Source organism: Microlunatus endophyticus (assembly GCF_014646195.1).
Taxonomy (GTDB): Bacteria; Actinomycetota; Actinomycetes; order Propionibacteriales; family Propionibacteriaceae; genus Microlunatus; species Microlunatus endophyticus.
Genome location: NZ_BMMZ01000007.1, coordinates 76,115 through 94,713 on the forward strand (window position 1 = coordinate 76,115; position 18,599 = coordinate 94,713).

The window sequence follows — 18,599 nt, forward strand, 5'->3', positions numbered from 1 at the left end:
TACCCTATTCCCCATGTGGTCGCAGCGAGAGGTCATCGATTACGCGCTGCAGCGTCGCTCCACCCTGCGAGCGATGCGGCAGCCGATCCGTAATCTGTCGTCCCTCGACGCCTGCGATGCCGACCCGATGCTCATCCGGTCGGCCAAGTATCACGGCGAACCGACCGATGCCCATTGCCCGGTCTGCGACAGCGCGGCCATGGTCAACCTGCACTACACGTTCGGCGACCAGCTCGGCCAATACTCCGGCCGGATCAAGCGGCTCGCGGAGCTGGAGGAGATGCAGTCCCTCTACGGCGAGTTCAAGGTCGTGGTCGTCGAGGTCTGCCCCGATTGCGGGTGGAACCACATGATCGCGTCCTATCTGCTGGGGGACGGGGTCAAGCGCAAGCCCCCGCGCCGGCAGCAGACCGTCGAGGACATCTATGGCTGATCGGCCCCAGGCGAGCAGGCCGACGAAACGCAAGACGAAGAGGAAGAAGAAGCTCACTCCGGGACGGGTGATCAAGCGGATCTTTCTGACGCTGCTTGCCGTCGTCGTCGGGCTCGGTGTCGCCGGTGCGGTCGCGGTCCTGATCGGTTACCAGCGGACCGAGGTCCCGGACCCGAACACCGAGTTCACCACCAACACCAGCTACATCTACTACGACAACGCCAAGACCAAGCTGGGCGACATCGAGGTGCAGAACCGGCAGTCGATCACGTACGCCCAGATGCCGGATTCGATCAAGAACGCCGTGGTCGCCGCGGAGAACAACACCTTCTGGACCGACCCCGGCTATTCGGTCCCGGGCATGGTCCGGGCGGCGGTCAACATCGCCCGCGGTGGCAGCCTGCAGAGCGGCTCGACGATCACCCAGCAGTACATCAAGGTGATGTATCTGACCGAGCAGCAGACCATCTCGCGCAAGATCAAAGAGCTGCTGCTGGCCCGCAAGCTCACCCACCAGATGTCCAAGCAGCAGATCCTCACCGGCTATCTCAACACGATCTACTTCGGCCGGGGTGCGTACGGGATCCAGGCTGCGAGCCATGCCTACTTCGACGAGGACGCCGAGGATCTGACCACCCAGCAGTCGGCGGTGCTCGCCGCCGTGCTGAACAATCCCGGCTACCTGGACCCGGACGAGAACGGCGGCGACAGCCAGCCGCTGCTCGATCGTTACCGCTACGTCCTCCAGTCCATGGTCAAATCCGGCTACCTCAGCGCCGACGAAGCGGCGACCTACTCCGAGAAGCTGCCGAAGCTGCCGAAGATCCCGGTCAGCGAGAAATACCGCGGTCCACAAGGGTTTCTGCTGAAGTCGGTCGAGGACGAACTGGCCACCCTGCCGGTCGATCAGTCCCAGGTCCGCGGCGGCGGTTACAAGATCATCACCACCTTCGACAAGACGGACCAGGACGCCGCGGTCAAGTCGGCCAAGAAGTACACCAAGATGTCGGCCACGGACTCCGGCCACAAGTCGTCGAAGAATCTGCACGTGGCGATCACCTCGATCGACGTCAAGACCGGCGGTGTGCTGGCGATGTACGGCGGCCCGGACTACATCGAGAACTCCCGCAACTGGGCGACCACGCCGCGGGCGACGGCCTCGACCTTCAAACCCTTCGCGCTGGCGACCGGCCTGGAGAACGGCTTCAGCCTGTATTCGATCATGAATGGCGACACCTTCACCCCGCCCGGTGACGGGGTGCCGATCCGCAACGAATTCTCCGAGCAGTACGGCCCGGTCACGCTGCTGAAGGCGACCGCCCAGTCGATCAACACCGCCTTCGTCGATCTTGACACCAAGCTGCCGGGCGACGGCCCGCAGAAGGTGATCGACACCGCCCAGAAGATCGGCGCGATCAAGGAGAAGTCGGCTCAGGACTGGAAACCCAACGACCGGGTCGCGATCGGCAGCGCCCAGGTCAGCCCGCTCAACATGGCCAATGCGTACGCGACCTTCGCCGACAACGGCACCTACACCCAGCACCACATGATCTCCGAGATCCTGGACAGCAAGGGCCACGTCGTCTACAAGGCCAAGCCCGCCACGCACCAGGCGATCTCCAAGGACGTCGACAGCAACGTCAGCTACGCGCTGCAGGGAGTCGTCAAGGACGGCACCGGCGCCGCGGCCCAGCAGCTCGGGCGCCCGGTCGCCGGCAAGACCGGCACCCAGGGTGTCGGCGACGAGATCACCTCGGCCTGGTTCACCGGCTACACCCGGCAGGTGGCGACCTCGGTGATGTACGTCGCCGGTGACGGCGGCAACAAGGATCTCGATCCCTACAAGCGGCCGTACGACGCCACCTTCTTCGGCAGCGGCTATCCGCTGCTGACCTGGATGGACTACATGCAGACCGCCACCGACGGTCAGAAGATCCTGGACTTCCCGGATCCGGCGAAGATCAATCAGGACAAGTACCCGTCACCGCCGCCGCAGACCCATACGCCGAAGAAGACCTCGACGCCGAAGGCGACGCACACGCCGAAGCCGTCGTCGACCCCGACCGGGTCCGCTCCGCCGACGAGCGCGCCGCCGACCAAGTCCGCTCCGCCCGCCTCGGCCCCCGCGACGACATCGGCCCCAGCGACCAGCGCGCCGGCGACCACGAAGGCCCCGCCGACCAAAACTGCTCCGCCACCGACCGACACGTCGTCGGCGACGAGTAAGAGCACGTCGAAGGACACCACCAAGCCCAAGAAGCCCAAGGCCGGTCCGAGCGAGGGCGGCTGATGTCCGCCGGTGCGGGAGTGCCGGCATCGAAGGACCCCGTCCTCGCCGTGCTCAGCCGACGCTTCGGCGGCCTGCCCGGCCGCCACGCCGGCCGCAGCCTGTCCTGGTGGACGGCCAGACGCATCTCGCTGCTGGCCGCGACCCTGTTGTGGATCGTCGGGGCCCTGCAGAAGCTGCCGTGCCGGTCGACCATCGCCGGGGTCTACCCGGACACGTACAAATACCTGTGCTACTCCGACATTCCCTTGCTCTACACGGCTCGTGGGCTGGCGGACGGCAACATCCCGTATTTCGATCACGGCAACTACCAGACGCTGGAGTATCCGGTCCTGATCGGCTACCTGCTGGAATTCCAGCGCCGGATCACTGTGCTGTTCGGCGCTCCGGTGGGACCGGGCCTGGACACCCAGCAGGCGTTGGACGCCTCGAATCTCTTCGCCACGGTCAACCTGGTCGTGCTCGGCGTGCTCTTCCTGATCACCGTCTGGGCGCACACCCGGACGATCCCCGCCGACCTGGCCCAGGGCCGCAGCTGGGACGCGATGATGATCGCGATCTCCCCGATGGTGCTGCTGGCCGGCTTCATCAACTGGGACTTCCTGGCCGTCGCGCTGACCGCGTTGGGCTTCATGTTCTGGGGACGCAGGCGGCCGGGGCTGGCCGCGGTGATGTTCGGCCTCGGCACGGCCGCCAAGCTCTATCCGGTGCTCTTCCTGGGCCCGTTGATCCTGTTGTGCCTGCGGCGGCAGAAGATGCGCGAATTCGGCCGGCTGATGATCGGCTTCGCGGTCGCCTGGCTGGTGCCCAACCTGCCGGTGATGATCTTCGCCCCCGATCAGTGGCTGGTCTTCTGGACCTTCAACTCCGACCGCACCGGTGATCTCGGCTCGATCTGGTACGTCTTCTCGCTGGCCGGACATCCGGTGCCGCATCTCAATGTGATCAACACCGTCATCCTGGTGCTGCTCTGCGCGGGCATCGGTTGGTTGATCTTCGCCGCCCGCCGCCCGCCACGCTTCGGCCAGCTCGGCTACCTGGTGATCGCGGCCTTCTTGATCACCAACAAGGTCTATTCGCCGCAGTACGTGTTGTGGCTGCTGCCGCTGCTGGTGCTGGCCAGGCCCCGCTGGCGCGAGTGGGTGATCTTCACCGTCGGCGAGCTCGGCTACTTCCTGGCCATCTGGGCCCACCTCGACGGCACGCTCACCCCGGGCAACGGCGGTCCGGACAAGCTCTACTGGCTGGCCGTGATCTTCCGGATCGCCTGCGAGGTGTGGGTCGGCCTGGTGATCATCCGCGACATCCTGGTGCCCGACCGGTACGACCCGCTGCGCAGCGCGGGCGCGCAGGGGACCGTCTTCTACGGAACTGTCGCCGACGATCCCGCCGGCGGTGTCCTGCGCGGTGCTCCGGACGCGCCCTGGGTGCGACGGCTGCACCAATGGCTGGCCAGCACCGGCTGAGCACTCCGATGACTCCCGCGACCGACCTCCCCCAGCTCGACAACACTCGGCTCGACAACACTCAGCTCGGTAACACTCAGCTCGGTAACACTCAGGGCGAGGACAGCGAGCCCGTGTCCTCGCCGGCCGATGGCGTACGCGACCGGTTGCGCCGGTGGTGGCGGCGGCCCTCCGGGCTGGAGCTGCAGCCGCTTGATCTGCGCAGCGGGCGGATCACCCTGCAGGCGTGGATCGCGAGCCGGGGGCTGATCGCGCTCGTCGCGCTGCTGCTCGCGGTGATCACCCACCGCCGGCTGCTGGACATGACCAACAACTGGGATGCCGTGCACTTCGGCGACCTGGCCCGATACGGCTACGGCTTCGACCCGAAGGGTGAGCTGCTGGCCTTCTTCCCCGGGCTGCCGTGGCTGCTGCGGGTCGGGCTGATCGTCGGCCTGCCGACCCCCGTCACCGGGATGATCATCGCCGGGCTGGCCTCGGCGGCGGCCGCGATCGCACTGATGCGGCTCGGCGGCCGCTGGGCTGCGGTCGTCTGGCTCTTCATCCCGACCACGGTCTTCACCACCGTCGGCTACACCGAGGCATTGTTCTGTGCGCTCGCCTTCTGGGCATGGGAACGCGCCCGTTCCGATCGCTGGGCGGCAGCAGCCATCCTGGCCGGCTTGGCCTGCACCGTACGGGTTTCCGGGCTGTTCCTGGTCGGTGCGCTGGCGGTGATGATCATCACCTCGACCCGGACCCGGTGGGCCGGTCGCGGCCGCCGGCTGCTCTGGCTGCTGATCCCGGTCGCGGTGCTGGCCGCGTTCGTGATCTACGAGCACGCGCTGAGCGGCCGGTGGGACGCCTGGTACAAAGCCCAGGTCGACGGCTGGTATCGCGGTTTCACCTGGCCCTGGCAGTCATTCCTCAACACCTGGGCGGCGGTGCAACCGGGCGCGTACGCCGATCATCCCTACTGGGCGTGGGTGTTCCGCGCCGAGATGATCTCGATGGCGATCGGCGTCCTGGTGACGATCTGGTGCCTGACCCGCAAGCTGTGGGCCGAGGCCAGCTGGGTCGCGGTGCAGGTGCTCGCCTTCTCGTTGTCCTACTGGTACATGTCGGTCAACCGGGCGGTGCTTCTCTGGTTCCCGCTGATGATCATGATCGCCCGGTGGGGGAGCTGGCGCCCGCACCGCCGCGGGCCGGCGATCGTCCACCGGGTCGCGGTGATCATGCTCTTCGTGATCGGCGGCGCGCTGATGATCGGCTGGTCCTGGTTGTACTTCACCGGCAACTGGGCTTCCTGAGGTCGGGACAGTTCCCGCGGCCGTTCATGAGACAAGTGTCGTGGCGCTTGAGATCTCAAAGAATCTCAAGATTCTTGAGAACGGCACTATGTGCGCCAGCAGACCTGCGTTCCGGGCCCTGAGCTCGTCAAAGGGTCAGGATCCTCCCAGCGCACTCCTGATCAGACCCAGGGCGGTGGTGTCGTCCAGGTTGAGCCGACGGATGAGCTGGGCGTAGGCGTCTGCTGCCCGCCGCGCCTCGTCCGGCTGCTGGGCCTGCTCGCGGCGGGCGACGAAGCTGCCCTGCCGGCCACGGGTCTCGATCAATCCTTCCCGATCAAGCTCCAGATAGGTGCGGGCGACCGTATTGGGCGCGATGCCCAGATCAGCGGCCAGCCGCCGTACGGTTGGGAGCTTGGTGCCGGGCGCCAGCTCGCCGCTGCTGATCGCGGTGATCAACTGCTGGCGGAGCTGCTCGTACGGCGCAGTCCGGTCGTCCGGGTCGATGGTCAGTATCATCGGGCGGCCAGCTTTTCCGTACTCCACAGTCTGCGCCGGAAGTAGCGATCGGAGACCGACCTGCGAGTGCTGTAGAGGTATCCGACCGTTGCGGCGCAGGCAGCGAGAGCCATCACGACGAAGAGGTATGCCAGTGCGCGCGGATGCCAGGTGCTGCCGATCATGATCTCAGCGAAGCTCTGCAGCAGGGAGTAGATACCCCAGGTCAGTGGCAGGCCGACAAGTCCGCGCAGCGTTTGTGCACGCAGCGCGTCGTCCCAGGCCAACTCCGTCGACGATCCTGCGGGCTGCGGGCCGTGCAGGACGACTCTCGACAGCAGCGAGCCGACGATCAGCCCACCGATCGAGACATAGGCGAAGAATGCACCCATCGAACCGAAGACGCTCTCTTCCTCGATGACCGGGTTGTGCAGCGCCCCGGATCGTTCGGCAACTGCAATGCTCACCAGTAAAATCACGGCCGCGCAGACCACGATCCACCCTGCAGAGCGCTCCACGCCGGATACATAATCGCTCAGCCGCGGTGTCGTACTCCGGGCCACCCGACGGCCGGTCGGCCGGTGCAGCGCCAACGCGACGGCTGTCACCACCTGGAAGATTACGCCGCCCGACAAAGCTGTGACGATCATGACCGCCGTCGACGGGTCGACGGGCGGGACCTGCCGGGAGTAGTCGGGCGGAGGGATCACTAGTGCGGAGATCACGGCGCCCGCCGTCAGCCCGACCAGCCCGCCGAGGCAGGTCGCCGTGAAGGGAGCACCGGCCCGCCGACGCAGCCGGGATTCGAGCTCCTCTGGCACCTCAAGATCGAATCGTCGGGCGTAATCGGCGAGGATCCGCCGCCGGAACCAGCGGGTGATGGTGACCACAGTTCCGGCCGCCAACCCAACAGCGAGCACGATGTACATGGTCCAGGTGAAGCGCGTCATCGCGGTCTCCTCACGCTCCTGATCATGGTCAGCGCACCGGATCCGCGTCCTGCCACAAGCGGCGCCAGTAGTGCTGGCCCGGCCTGCTCGCGGCGTCCGTAACCGCGACCGTGATCATCGCGACGACGAAGATCACCAGCGCGGCGACCCCGATGGTTCCGATCAGCACGGGCTGGTTGATCGTCCGGGAGCCGACGTCCAGGAAGGTCACGACGACCGAGGCCGCCGCGATGGCCAGCGGGGTGTGGATCAGGCTGCGCAGCGAGGATGCCCGCATCGCGTCGTCCCAGGCCAGTTCCTGGGTGCTGCCCGCGGGCTGTCCACTGTTGAGCACGACCCGGACCAAGATCAAGGCGGCTGCGTAGCCGAGCGCCGCGACGTAGGCGAGGATCGCGCCAGGGGAGACCAGGACGCCCACAGCATCCAGCCGATGCCCCTGCAGCACGCCGGTCCCCAGTGCGACCATGCCGCCGGCGATCGCCAGCCCGGCGCAACCGAGCGCGATCGGCACCGCACGCAACTCCAGTCGCGGCACGTAGTCGGTCACGGCCGGTGTGGTCATCCGGGCCACCCGTGGTCCTGCCGCGATGCCCAGTGTGGTCAGCACCACGGACCCGACCGGGGCGAAACTGATCCCGATCGCGAGGCCGAGCAGGATCGCGAACGAGGCCGCCCAATCGGTTGCCCCGGCGGCTCTGAGGACGACGCTCAGTACCAGTCCGAGCAGCCCCCCGACCGCACCGCCGATCAGCGTGAACCGCTCGACGATCGTGATCCGCCGGACGACCAGCGGGCGTACGTCATCGGTGATCGCCAGGTTGACCTTGCGGGCATACCGGTCCAGCGCCTTCTGGCGCTGCTTGTCGTTGGTGGTCAGGAGCAGCGGCGCGGATCCGGCCAGCAGGCACACCCCGACGGCAACGTAGCTGATGAACACTGATGGCCTCCTTCCGTTCGTACCAATACAAAGAATGTATCAGTACAAATGCTCCCGGCCAAGTGGTCGCGCCGGGTCCCAGGCCGGCGCCGTACACATCCGCGTAACCGGGCGGCAACGACCGCTCTCTAGAATCGGGCCGTGACGGTGAACTGGATCGATCTCGACGGGCTGGTCAATCTGCGGGATGTCGGGGACATCCCGACCACAGACGGGGGCAGCATCGCCCGCGGAAGGCTGCTGCGCTCGGACAATCTGCAGCGACTGCCTGAGCAGACCGTCCAGGCGCTACTCGATCTGGGCCTGACCGACGTGATCGACCTGCGCACCGATCTCGAAGTGGCCCAGGAAGGACCCGGTCCGCTGACCAAGGAGCCTGGCGTCTCGATCCATCACCATTCGCTCTTCAAGCCGAGTCTCACCGAGGAACAGACCGAGTCCAAGCTGACCACCCAGATCAACTCGCTCAGCCCGGAGGAGGTCGCGGCGCAGGCGCTGCCGTGGACCGAGGTGGTCCGGCCGACCATCGAGGTCGAGGACGACTCCGCCTCCTTCTACCTGTCCTATCTCGCCGACCGCCCGGACTCGGTGCTCGCGGCGCTGCGGGTGATCGCCACCGCCGACGGGGCGGCGCTGGTGCACTGTGCGGCGGGCAAGGACCGGACCGGGACCATCGTCGCGCTCGCGCTGCTGCTGGTCGGTGCTGAACCGCAGGCGGTGATCGACGATTTCGCCGCCAGTTCGATCCGGATCGAGCAGATCATCAATAAGCTGTCGGGCACCGAGACCTACCGGGACAACGTGTTGTCCCGGCCGCTGTCGGAGCACGAAACCCGGCCGGAGACGATGATCGCGTTCCTGGACTACATCGAGCGTGAGTACGGTTCGGTGCCGGAGTTGCTCGCCAAGATCGGCTGGACCGACGAGGACACCGCGGCGCTCCGGGCCAAACTGCTGGTTTCGGCTGAAAGCTGAGCCTCCGGTCGGCAGGATGGGTCCGTGCCGGAATACCTGATCTGCCCGCAGTGCCGCGCTGCCAACCCGCCCGGGTCGCAGTTCTGCGCTCAATGCGGCTGGGCACCGACCCCGGACCCGCAACCGGCTGAGCACCAGGGGCAGAACCCGCAGCCGGCTTCCGGCCAGCCGGAATTCCAGGCTCCGTACGCCTACGGTCAGTCCTACAACCAGCCCTATCCGGAACAGGCGCCCGCCGGGCAGCCGACGCCGTACCGACAGCCGGTCTCCACCGGCCAGCAGCCGCCGCGAAGGGATCGCCGGCTGACGTTGATGATCCTGGCCGGTGCGCTGGCGGTCGTCGTGATCGCGGCACTGGCCGTGGTCATCATCCCGCGGGTCGCCAACCAGGCATCCCCTGCACCACAACCGGTCCCGGCTCCGCCACCGTCTGCGCAGTCGTCGGCGCCGCAGCCGTCACCGAGCCGGTCCGCGACCGCTTCCACGAGCCCGACCCCGGCCAGTCCGACGCCGAGCAGGACGCCCGACTACGGCAGATTCGGCGCCCAGGTCTCCAGCGGCATCCTCGAGATCGTCGGCAGCGGCTGCCTGTCGGGCGGCGGCAGCATGGTCGGCTCCGCGTTCTTGATCAACAACCGGACCGCGGTCGCCGCCCTGAGTTCGCTGGCCGGTGCCGACGTGATCGCGGTCAGCAACGGAAGTGACACGTTCGCCGCCTCGGTGGCCGGCACCGATCTGGTCGACGGGCTGGTGATCTTGAAGCTCGATCACCCGGTCAGCGGCCATGTCTTCCCGGTCGACGCCGTCAGTCCCGCGGTCGGCGATCCGGTCGGCAGCTACGGAATCGACACCTCCACTACGAAACCGGCGTTGGTCAAGGCCAGAGTCCAAGGCACCGGCGCTGCGGTCAAGCTCGGCTCGTACGAGGTCAAGGGCCTTGCCAGCACCACTGCTGTCGTCGACAACGGGATCTCCGGAGCACCGACGCTGGCCGCGAACGGTCATGCCAACGGCATGGTGCTGCTGGACTCCCGCGGCCGGATGATGATCGTTTCCGGCAAGGCGATCAAGGAAGCGGTCGCGCATCCGAGCGGCTCACTGCCGGCGACGCACTGCAAGGACCAGCGTGGTCCGTCCTCGACGACGATCAGCGTCTCGGGAACCAAGCCGGTGGATGACATGTTCGTGTCGTATTTCACCGGCATCAATTCCGGCGACTACCGCAGCGCCTTCGGCCAACTCAGCTCGCAACTGCAAGCGACCGGCTACAGCAACTACGCCAAGGGCTGGGCCACCTCGTACGACTTCAACATCAAGGTGCGCAAGGCGACGGGTTCGGGGGCCCACGTGACCTTCGATTCGATCTTCGCCAAGGGCAAGGGACCGAGCCCGAGTCTGACCTGTGCCCGCTGGGACATCGACTACACGTTCACCCACGAGGGCGGCAAGCCGGTGATCAACAAGGCCGAGCCGCACTCGGGCTCGATCTGGAAGAAGTGCTGACTAACGCTGGGCTGACTCAGACCTCGTCGACGGTGTCGACCAGCGCCGTGGTGAGCCGCAGTTCGACCGGCACCTCCTCGCCGATCTGTGGTGGGGTCTGCGACCGCGGCAGATAGATCATCGACGCCTGCATGTGCGGCGGCTCGCAGAACCAGCGCTTCTTGCCGCCGATCGTGTACGGACTCAGCGCCAGCCCGGCCGCCGCCAGTGAACCGGTCGCCATCGAGACCGCCCGCTGCCGCACCGAGGCGGCCGGCGTCGGCGCCTCCATGCCGATGCCGTGCGAGGTGCCGCCGGCCATCACCACAATCCAGCCGTCCAGCGGGGACTGACGCTGCCGGTAGCCGATCCGCTCGCCGCGCCGGACCGGATGCACGTCCAGCACCGTCGCGACCGTCGTGCGGCTGCCCTCGTCACCCAGCCACAACCGGGTGCCGATGCGGATCCGGATCGGCACCGGCGTCTCGGTGCCGCCGAGCTGACGGCTGAGGCCGATGGCTTCCTCGGTCGGCAGGTGCGACAGCCACAGCGGTCCGAAGCGCGCGTCGAGCGCGGTCCGGGCCAGTCGCACCGCTCCGGCGTAGCGGTCGTCGCCGCCGATCGGCAGGTGGATCGTCCAGCCCTCGAACCGCAGTTCGCCCAGATCGGCGACCGCGCGCGCCAACTCGTTGGCCGGGATGCCGTGTCGGCGCATCGCGGTCAGGATCTCCACCAGCACCCGGGGCCGCTTACCCATCCGGATCAGCGCCTGCAGGTCCTCGGCGCGGGAGACGACGGTGATCACCCGATCGTCGTCCAACAGTTCGTCGGCGAGCTTGTCGCCCGGTCGCCACGGCTGCAGCACCAGGATCAAGCCGTCGAACTCCTCGCGCACCAGCGCCACCTCGGACGGAATACCGACGGCGATCGTGTCGGTGCCGAGCAGCGCCGACTCGCGGGCCAGCCGACGGTGGCCGTAGCCGTACCCGTTGCCCTTGATCACCGGCACCAGGCCGGGCGTCGCATCGGCCACCACCCGCATGTGCTCGCGCCAGCGGTCAAGGTCAAGTCGCAGCGTCACTCCCACGCTCCGAGCCTAACGCCGTGACAGGTAGAGCGTGAAAGCCTTGTAGAGCAGCTTGTTGAGCGGCAGGTCCCACTCGCCGAGATACTCCACGGCCTCGCCGCCGGTACCCACCTTGAACTGGATCAGCCCCGCGTGCGGATCGTCGGAATCGACCGTGTCGGTGATCCCGCGCAGGTCGTAGACGGTCGCCCCGGCATCCTTGGCGTCGGTGATCATCTGCCACTGCACGGCATTCGAGCCGCGTACGTCACGTTTGGCCGTGGTCGAGGCGCCGTAGCTGTACCAGGCGTGCTCGCCGACCCGGACCCAGGTGGTCGCGGCGACAAGATCACGTTCGTGGTGGGCCAGGTACAACCGGATCCGGTCGGGATCCTCGGCCAGCAGGGCGTCGAACATGGTCTGGAAGTAGGACAGCGGCCGGGGCGTGAAGTGATCACGTTCGGCGGTCTCGGTGTAGATCCGGTGGAAGTCGGGCAGGTCCTCCTTCTTGCCCTGGGTCACCACGACGCCGGATTTGGCGGCCTTCTTGATGTTGCGCCGCCACAGCTGGTTCATGCCCTTGAGGAGTTGATCTTCGGACTTGTCGGCCAGCGGCAGCTGGAAGACCCAGCGCGGTTGACCCGCTGCGAATCCGCCGTCGTCGTCCTTCGGTGGCAGCCAGCCGAGATGCCGGAGCTGTCCGTACGCCCTGGTCGCCGCTGCGTTGATCTCGTCGGGGGACACGTCGCTGAGCTTCGTGACGGCCGGATCGGCCAGCGCCGCCTTGATCGTCGCGGTGCCCCAGCGCCGGGTCACCACCGGCGTACCGATCCGTACGGCGAAGGCGCCGCGCTTCTTCAGGTACGCCGCCAGCGGCTGCAGCCAGCCGGCCAGATCGTCGGAGCCCCAGTCGATCACCGGGCCCTCGGGGAGGTAGGCCAACGTCCGGTTGATCCGGGGCAGTTTGCGGTGCAGCACCAAGCCGGCGCCGACCAGTTGGTCCCGGTCGTCGTACCAGCCCAGCGATTCGCTGCGCCACTCGCTCTTGACCTTGGCCCAGGCGGGGGTCTGCAGGAAACTCACACTCGGCCGCGCCGCGTTGAAGGCGACGTGCTCGGCCGAGGTGATGGTGCGTACCTGATAACCCACGGCCCGCAATTTACCCGGCGTTCGGCAACAACCCGGAAAGCTCGGCGCGGCGCCGCTGCAGGAATCGCTGTTCGGCGGCGTTGGTCGCCAGCGCGATCGCCTGGTCGTACGCCTCGAGCGCCTCGGCCGGCTGCCCGAGCCGTCGCAGCAGGTCGGCCCGTACGGTATGGAAGAGGTGGCTGCGCTCCAGCAGTCCCTGCTCCATCCGCCGTCCCGGCCCGCTGGTCGACCCCTGAGCCTGTCGAAGAGCCTCGACGTAACCCAGGGCGACTTCGGGGCCCTCCACCTCCGCCAGCGCGATCGCCCGGTTGAGCTCGACCATCGGCGTCGGCGAGATCGCGAGCAACTGGTCGTAGAGCAACACGATCTGCCGCCAATCGGTGTCCTCCAGCCGCTTGGCGTCGGTGTGCACGGCATTGATCGCCGCCTGCAGTTGATACGGGCCCGGTTGGTTGCGGCGGATGCACTGCAGCACCAGGTCGTGGCCGGTCGCGATCAGCTCGGTGTCCCACCGGCTGCGCTCCTGCTCGGCCAGCGGCACCAACTCGCCGTCCGCGCCGATCCGCGCCGGCCGCCGCGCCTGGGTGAGCAGCATCAGGGCCAGCAGGCCGCGTACTTCCGGTTCGTCGGGCATCAGCCCCAGCAGCAGCCGGGTCAGCCGGATCGCCTCGGCCGACAGGTCGTCGCGGACCAGGCTGTCGCCCGAGCTGGCGGTGTAGCCCTCGTTGAAGATCAGATACAGCACCGCCAGGACCGTACGCAACCGGTCCGGCAGGTCGGCGTCGGTCGGGATCCGGTTCGGGATCCGGGCCCCTTTGATCTTGGACTTGGCCCGGACGATCCGCTGCGCCATCGTCGCCTCCGGCACCAGGAACGCCCGCGCGATCTCGGGTGTACTCAAGCCGCCGAGCAGCCGCAGCGTCAGTGCCACCTGGGCGGTCGGAGCCAGCGCCGGATGGCAGCAGGTGAAGATCAACCGCAGCCGGTCGTCGGTCACCGGACCGGCCTCGTGATCTTCGTCGTCGACCTCGGAGTCGTCGGTCCTGGTCTGCTCGGCCAGCGCAGCCGCCTCGGCGTGTTTGCTGTCCCTGCGGGATTCCCGCCGGATCCTGTCGATCCCGCGATTGCGTGCTGTGGTGATGATCCAGCCCGCCGGGCTCGGCGGTACGCCGTCGATCGGCCAGCGGCGTACGGCGATGGTGAAGGCGTCCTGGACCGTGTCTTCGGCAAGATCAAGATCACCGAAGGTCCGGGTGAGTACGGCCACCGCGCGGCCGTACTCCTCCCGGAAGATCTCGCCGATGCGGGCATCGGTGACCGGCTTAGTTGTGGACATCGAAGAACGGCCGGACCTCGAGGGGAAGGCCGATCGCCGACTGCAGCCGCTTGGCCCAGTCGAGTGCGACATCAAGATCGGGAACGTCGACGATCGTGAAACCACCCAGATATTCCTTGAGCTCGACATAGGGGCCGTCGGTCAGCACCGGTTCGCCGTTCTCGGTGGTGATCACCGTTGCTGTGCTCGGATAGTCGAGCCCGGCGGCGTACACCCAGACCCCGGCCGCTTGCATCTCTTTATTGAGCGCGTCGACGTTGTCCATGATCGGACCGAGTACCTCGGGCGGTGGCGGCGTCGCGCCGCTGGGCTGGTAGATGCTGAGCAGGTAGTGCGCCATGGTGTCCTCCTCGGACAACCTACGGCCGGCTGGTCCGGCCTGTCACCACCCAGACGTTCGCCACCGCCCGGATCGACACTGCCGCACGACCTTTCCCGCACCAACTCCTGCCTCGCGCACCGGGTACGGCGTGCAGCAGTTAGTGCGGCCGGGAGCCGGCCTCGACGACCAGCGCGGGCTCCGGATCGGGCGCGACCAGCCGCGGCCGACGGCTCGCGTACAGGACGCCGAGGATCACCGCGGCGCCGGCGATGAATTCGACCAGCGGGACCCGCTCGCCGAAGGCGACCCAGGAGGACAGCACGCCGATGATCGGCACCAGCATCGAGAACGGCGCCACGCTCGAGGACGGGTTACGGGACAGCAGCGTGTTCCAGATCCCGTAGCCGACCAGCGCCGCGGCGACCACGATGTAGAGCAGGCCGAAGACCGACTCCCAGGCCGACCAGGTCGTCAACGTGGTGAACGAACCGGCGATCCGGTGCGGGCCCTCCGTGATCAGCGACAGCGCGAACATCGGGATCGGCGGCACGACAGCCATCCACATCGTCAGGTGCAGCGGCTTGGGCGCCTTGGCCTCACGGCTGCAGACGTTGCCGATGGCCCAGCCGAGTCCGCCTGCCAGGGTGAGCACGACCGGCAACAGGGCGGCGACCTGGGACTGGTGGATCGCGATCGCAGCCAGGCCGAGGACAGCGACGCCGATCGCGATCGCCTGCCGCCGGCTGATCTTCTCCCGGAAGGCGAACCCCGCCAGCAGCACGGTGAACGGAGCTGAGGCCTGCAGCACCAGCGACGCCAGCCCGCTCGGCATCCCGGCCGCCATCCCGAGGTAGAGGAAGGCGAATTGCAGCAGCCCGATCCCGATCCCGGTGCCGAGCAGCCAGCGCAGCTTGACCTGCGGCCGGGGCACGAACAGCACGGCCGGAATCGCCAGCAGGGTCCAGCGCAGCGCGCCGAGCAGCATCGGCGGGAAGTGCTGCAGGGCGATCTCGGTGGCGGGGAAGTTCAGCCCCCACAGGACGGCGACCAGCAGGGCGAGCAGGCGATCTCGGACGGACACGTCCCTATTGAACGCGTACCTAACCGTCAAGGACAAGGATGAATTCCTACCACAACTGTGTAGCCTGACTTAAGTGGAGATCGCCCATCTCGAGTTGCTCCGCGAGTTGGCGGACCGGGGCAGCGTGACCGAGGTCGCCCGCGCCACCGGCCGGACGACGTCAGCCGTCTCCCAGCAACTGCGGTTGCTGCAGCGTACGGCCGGGGTGCAGTTGCTGGAGCGCTCCGGCCGCGGCGTCCGGCTGACCGACGCGGGCGAGGCCCTGGCTCGTACGGCGGTCAAGGTCAGTACGGCGATCGCCGAGGCCGAGGCGGACTGGGACCGCTACCGGCGGACGGCCACCGGGACCGTACGGCTGGCCTTCTTTTACTCCGCCGGCGAGATCCTGATCCCCGGGCTGCTCGACAGGATGGACGCCTACCCGCAGATCGAGTTGATCACCGACGAACGCGACGTCGGTGAGGGGGACTTCGACGCGTTGGTGTCCGACTTCGACATCGTGATCGCCCACCGGTCCGACGGCGGTGCGGTGGCCGACCGGTCCCGGCTGCACGTCACGCACCTGCTCCGCGAGCCGGTCGACGTCGCCGTTGCTCTTGATCATCGGCTGGCGAAGTTAGACCGGGTGACCACTGCCGACGTGATCGACGAGCCCTGGATCGGCGTACCGAAGGAGTTTCCGTTGGACCGGGTGCTGTCGGCGGTCTCGCTCCAGGCCGGCCGGGACGCCAAGATCATCTTCAGGACCACGCACCTGCCGCTGGCGGAGAAGCTGGTCGAGGTCGGTCGCGGAGTGGCGCTATTGCCCCGGCACAGCTCCCGGCCTCGGGCCGCGGGCCGGTTTGCCCTGGTGCCGCTGGCCGGGATCCGGGCCGGTCGCCATCTGGAGGCGCTGTCGCGGCCGGACCGGGCTGCTCGACGGTCCGTACGGCTGGTGCTGGACGCGCTGACAGCCGAGGCGGCGACGCTGTGAGCTGACGACCGAAATAGATGATCATGCTGTCCTCAGGGTGTCGAAGTCGTACGACGGCAGGTCGATCGCGTCAGCCTTGGAGAACTGGCCGGCGATCAGCTTGTTCCACGGCCAATGGGTCATCGCGGTCATCGAGATCGCCCGCAATCTGATCATCAGCAGAGTGTTCGGCGCATAGCCGGCGGCACCGCCGCCCGGCACGCGTTGGGCCTGGGTGACGTAACCCAGCATGATCCGCCGATAGTTGTCCAGTGCCGCTCGATGATCATCGGCGCCGGCGTACTCACCGGCCAGGACGTACGCCCCCACCAGCGCGAGGCTGGTGCCCAGACCGGTCAGCGATGTGGGGGAGTAGCCGGCGTCGCCGAGCAGCACGACGCGGCCGCGGTGCCAACTGGACAGCCTCACCTGGTCGACCGAGTCGAAGAAGAAGTCGTCGGCCCGACGCATCCCGGCGAGGATCTGCGGCACCTGCCAGCCGACGCCGGCGAATCGCTGGGCCAGCAACTCCTGCTGCGCGGCGACATCGCGACGGTCGTAGGTGATCGGCCCGGAACGGAAGCTCAACCCGGCCTTGATCTCACCCGGCAGCCGTCCCGGTCGTACGCCGGCGACCAGGCCGCCGGGCGCGTTGAACATCTGGAACCAGCCGCCGGTGTCGATCGGGCTGTCGGTGAGCGTGAACCAGGAGTTGTAGCAGTTCAGTGGATGCAGCGCGTTCGGCTCGTCGGCGAAGGCCAACCGGCGGACGATCGAGTGCGAGCCGTCCGCCCCGATCAGCAGCCGGCAACGGCGCGGCTCCGATTTCTCGAGGGTGATCGCGACGCCGTCGGCGTCCTGCTCGATGCCGGTGATGGTGTCGTCGAAGACGTACTCAACGTCCGGAATCGTTGCCCGGTACAGCAATTCGGCCAGGTCGCCGCGCAGGATCTCGATCTCGGACACGACGCCGTTGCCACCGAAGGCGTCCACGCCGATCCGCCCGAGGGACTTCCCGGTCGGGCCGAGCATCTCGAATCCCTCCTGCTGCACCGCGATCTCCCGCGCCGCCTCCAGCAGCCCCATCCGTCCGACGGCCGTACGGCCCGCGCCCCGCAGGTCGACCGCCTGACCGCCGCGGCGCGGCTCGGGAGCCCGCTCGACGACCGTCACCGAGAGTCCCGCGCGGCTCAGCCAGTAGGCGGCTGCCGTCCCGGCGATCCCGGCGCCGCTGATCACGACATCTGTGGTGTCCATGTCCGTCCCATCTCTGTGTGCGGTATATACAGCGTGCAATGTAAACAGAGTATGGCATATACAGAGTGCGGTGTACACGGTTTGGTAGCGTTGCCCCGTACGGGATCGACTGGTGCGGGATCGAGTGGTGCGGGAGCGAGGATGACCGAGGCGTTCGAAGGTGGCCTGCCGCGTGCGGTGGCGATCAGCTGGGGCATGGTCGCCGATCCGCAGCGTGGTCCGAAGCGCGAGCTGAGCCATGAGCGGATCGTCGAAGCGGCGATCCAGCTGGCCGACGCCGAGGGGCTCGGTGCGGTCACCATGAGCAAGGTCGCGTCCGCGCTCGGCTTTACCACCATGGCGCTCTACCGCTACGTGACCAGCAAGGACGATCTGCTCGACCTGATGGCCGATGCGGCCGCCGGCGAGGTCGTCGCCGGCACCGATCAGAGTCTGACCGACACTCGCAAGGACAATCGCAAGGCAGCGCCGGTCGACCAGGACTGGCGGACCCAGTTGCGGCGCTTCGCCGCCCAACTGCGGGGTGTCTATCGTGATCATCCGTGGCTGAGTGATCTTCCGGTATCGGCGGCCCTGCTGCTCACCCCCAACAATCTCGCGCTGGCCGATCTGGCCATGCGCTGCATGCGAAACCTGGTGATCGCCGACGCGGACAAGCTCCAACTGCTGGTGCTGATCACCAACCACGTCAGGGAATACAGCCGGGTCGAACGGGACTTCGCGTCCGGCGGCATGCCGGACCCCTCCGACGGGCTGGGTGAGCTGGTCCAGGAGTTGGTCACCGACGACCGGTTTCCTGATCTTGCCCCGTTCGTACGCTCCGGCAGCTACTTGGCCGCCTCTGCGGCCATCGATTCGGACAGACATGATCCGGACGGGGACTTCAGCTTCGGCCTGGAGATCATCCTGGACGGGATCGCAACCCACGCCGAGGATCCCGGCCGGGAGGTCGTACGCCCCGCTCCCGGCTGGCGTGACGATGATCAGGCCACCGAGGCACTGCGACTCGATCATGTCCGCAAGGACCCGAAGGTGCGTGACGCCAACGCCAAGCGGCGCGAGGCCGAGGCCAAGCTTCGCGACGCCCGACGGCATGAGCGCGAGATGATCAGGAACGCCCTCGAGCGCGGCCCGAAGTAG

17 protein-coding genes are annotated in these 18,599 nt (G+C 67.5%); 8 read left to right on the forward strand and 9 right to left on the reverse strand.

Annotation, left to right across the window (positions count from 1 at the left end; genetic code table 11):
* Nucleotides 1-13 precede the first annotated feature (13 nt).
* From IEY07_RS14725 to IEY07_RS14740, 4 genes are read left to right on the forward strand one after another with little or no spacing between them, the layout of a single operon-like run.
* Complete coding sequence (locus tag IEY07_RS14725; RefSeq protein WP_188896151.1) at nt 14-433, forward strand: DUF5318 family protein; 420 nt, start codon at nt 14-16, stop codon at nt 431-433.
* Nucleotides 426-2,723 (forward strand): transglycosylase domain-containing protein, encoded by a 2,298-nt coding sequence (locus IEY07_RS14730; RefSeq protein WP_188896152.1) that lies wholly within the window; start codon nt 426-428, stop codon nt 2,721-2,723. Before IEY07_RS14725 ends, IEY07_RS14730 begins: the two co-directional genes overlap by 8 nt.
* Nucleotides 2,723-4,186, forward strand: a complete 1,464-nt coding sequence (locus tag IEY07_RS14735; protein WP_188896153.1) for a glycosyltransferase family 87 protein — start codon at nt 2,723-2,725, stop codon at nt 4,184-4,186. The genes IEY07_RS14730 and IEY07_RS14735 overlap by 1 nt, the downstream gene beginning before the upstream one ends.
* Entirely contained in the window at nt 4,165-5,475 is a 1,311-nt protein-coding gene (locus IEY07_RS14740; protein WP_229670135.1) for a putative hexosyltransferase, read from the forward strand. The genes IEY07_RS14735 and IEY07_RS14740 overlap by 22 nt, the downstream gene beginning before the upstream one ends.
* 135 nt (nt 5,476-5,610) lie before the next feature.
* Here IEY07_RS14740 and IEY07_RS14745 read toward each other — a convergent pair whose 3' ends face one another.
* Genes IEY07_RS14745 through IEY07_RS14755 form a run of 3 tightly spaced genes read right to left on the reverse strand, consistent with a single transcriptional unit; the run spans nt 5,611 to nt 7,839 of the window.
* Nucleotides 5,611-5,973 carry a GntR family transcriptional regulator gene (locus tag IEY07_RS14745; RefSeq protein WP_188896154.1) on the reverse strand — a complete coding sequence of 121 codons (363 nt, stop codon included), beginning with the start codon at nt 5,971-5,973 and terminating at the stop codon, nt 5,611-5,613.
* Nucleotides 5,970-6,902 (reverse strand): hypothetical protein, encoded by a 933-nt coding sequence (locus tag IEY07_RS14750; RefSeq protein WP_188896155.1) that lies wholly within the window; start codon nt 6,900-6,902, stop codon nt 5,970-5,972. The genes IEY07_RS14745 and IEY07_RS14750 overlap by 4 nt, the downstream gene beginning before the upstream one ends.
* Before the next feature lie 28 nt (nt 6,903-6,930).
* On the reverse strand, nt 6,931-7,839 hold the full coding sequence (locus IEY07_RS14755) for a hypothetical protein (RefSeq protein ID WP_188896156.1): 909 nt from the start codon (nt 7,837-7,839) through the stop codon (nt 6,931-6,933).
* Between the two features lie 141 nt (nt 7,840-7,980).
* Here IEY07_RS14755 and IEY07_RS14760 point away from each other — a divergent pair, with 141 nt between their 5' ends.
* The gene (locus IEY07_RS14760) at nt 7,981-8,814 is read left to right on the forward strand and encodes a tyrosine-protein phosphatase (RefSeq protein WP_229670136.1); all 834 of its coding nucleotides are present in this window, start codon (nt 7,981-7,983) and stop codon (nt 8,812-8,814) included.
* A gap of 24 nt (nt 8,815-8,838) precedes the next feature.
* Nucleotides 8,839-10,317, forward strand: coding sequence for a zinc ribbon domain-containing protein (locus IEY07_RS14765; RefSeq protein WP_188896157.1), 1,479 nt, complete (start codon nt 8,839-8,841; stop codon nt 10,315-10,317).
* A 16-nt stretch (nt 10,318-10,333) separates the two neighbouring features.
* Here the strand turns inward: IEY07_RS14765 and IEY07_RS14770 are convergent, their stop codons facing one another.
* The 5 genes from IEY07_RS14770 to IEY07_RS14790 form a co-directional block, all read right to left on the reverse strand.
* Nucleotides 10,334-11,383 (reverse strand): alanine racemase, encoded by a 1,050-nt coding sequence (locus tag IEY07_RS14770; protein WP_188896158.1) that lies wholly within the window; start codon nt 11,381-11,383, stop codon nt 10,334-10,336.
* 9 nt (nt 11,384-11,392) lie between these two features.
* Nucleotides 11,393-12,511, reverse strand: a complete 1,119-nt coding sequence (locus IEY07_RS14775; RefSeq protein ID WP_188896159.1) for a lipid II:glycine glycyltransferase FemX — start codon at nt 12,509-12,511, stop codon at nt 11,393-11,395.
* Between the two features lie 10 nt (nt 12,512-12,521).
* On the reverse strand, nt 12,522-13,847 hold the full coding sequence (locus tag IEY07_RS14780) for an RNA polymerase sigma factor (RefSeq protein WP_188896160.1): 1,326 nt from the start codon (nt 13,845-13,847) through the stop codon (nt 12,522-12,524).
* On the reverse strand, nt 13,834-14,187 hold the full coding sequence (locus IEY07_RS14785) for a YciI family protein (protein ID WP_188896161.1): 354 nt from the start codon (nt 14,185-14,187) through the stop codon (nt 13,834-13,836). The genes IEY07_RS14780 and IEY07_RS14785 overlap by 14 nt, the downstream gene beginning before the upstream one ends.
* Before the next feature lie 139 nt (nt 14,188-14,326).
* Entirely contained in the window at nt 14,327-15,250 is a 924-nt protein-coding gene (locus IEY07_RS14790) for an EamA family transporter (RefSeq protein WP_188896162.1), read from the reverse strand.
* Between the two features lie 73 nt (nt 15,251-15,323).
* On the opposite strand from IEY07_RS14790, the gene IEY07_RS14795 reads away from it, so the two are divergent.
* On the forward strand, nt 15,324-16,223 hold the full coding sequence (locus IEY07_RS14795) for a LysR family transcriptional regulator (protein ID WP_188896163.1): 900 nt from the start codon (nt 15,324-15,326) through the stop codon (nt 16,221-16,223).
* Nucleotides 16,224-16,244: 21 nt separating this feature from the next.
* On the opposite strand, the gene IEY07_RS14800 is transcribed toward IEY07_RS14795, so the two are convergent.
* Complete coding sequence (locus IEY07_RS14800) at nt 16,245-17,459, reverse strand: FAD-dependent oxidoreductase (RefSeq protein WP_188896164.1); 1,215 nt, start codon at nt 17,457-17,459, stop codon at nt 16,245-16,247.
* A gap of 141 nt (nt 17,460-17,600) precedes the next feature.
* Here IEY07_RS14800 and IEY07_RS14805 point away from each other — a divergent pair, with 141 nt between their 5' ends.
* On the forward strand, nt 17,601-18,599 hold the full coding sequence (locus IEY07_RS14805; RefSeq protein WP_188896165.1) for a TetR/AcrR family transcriptional regulator: 999 nt from the start codon (nt 17,601-17,603) through the stop codon (nt 18,597-18,599).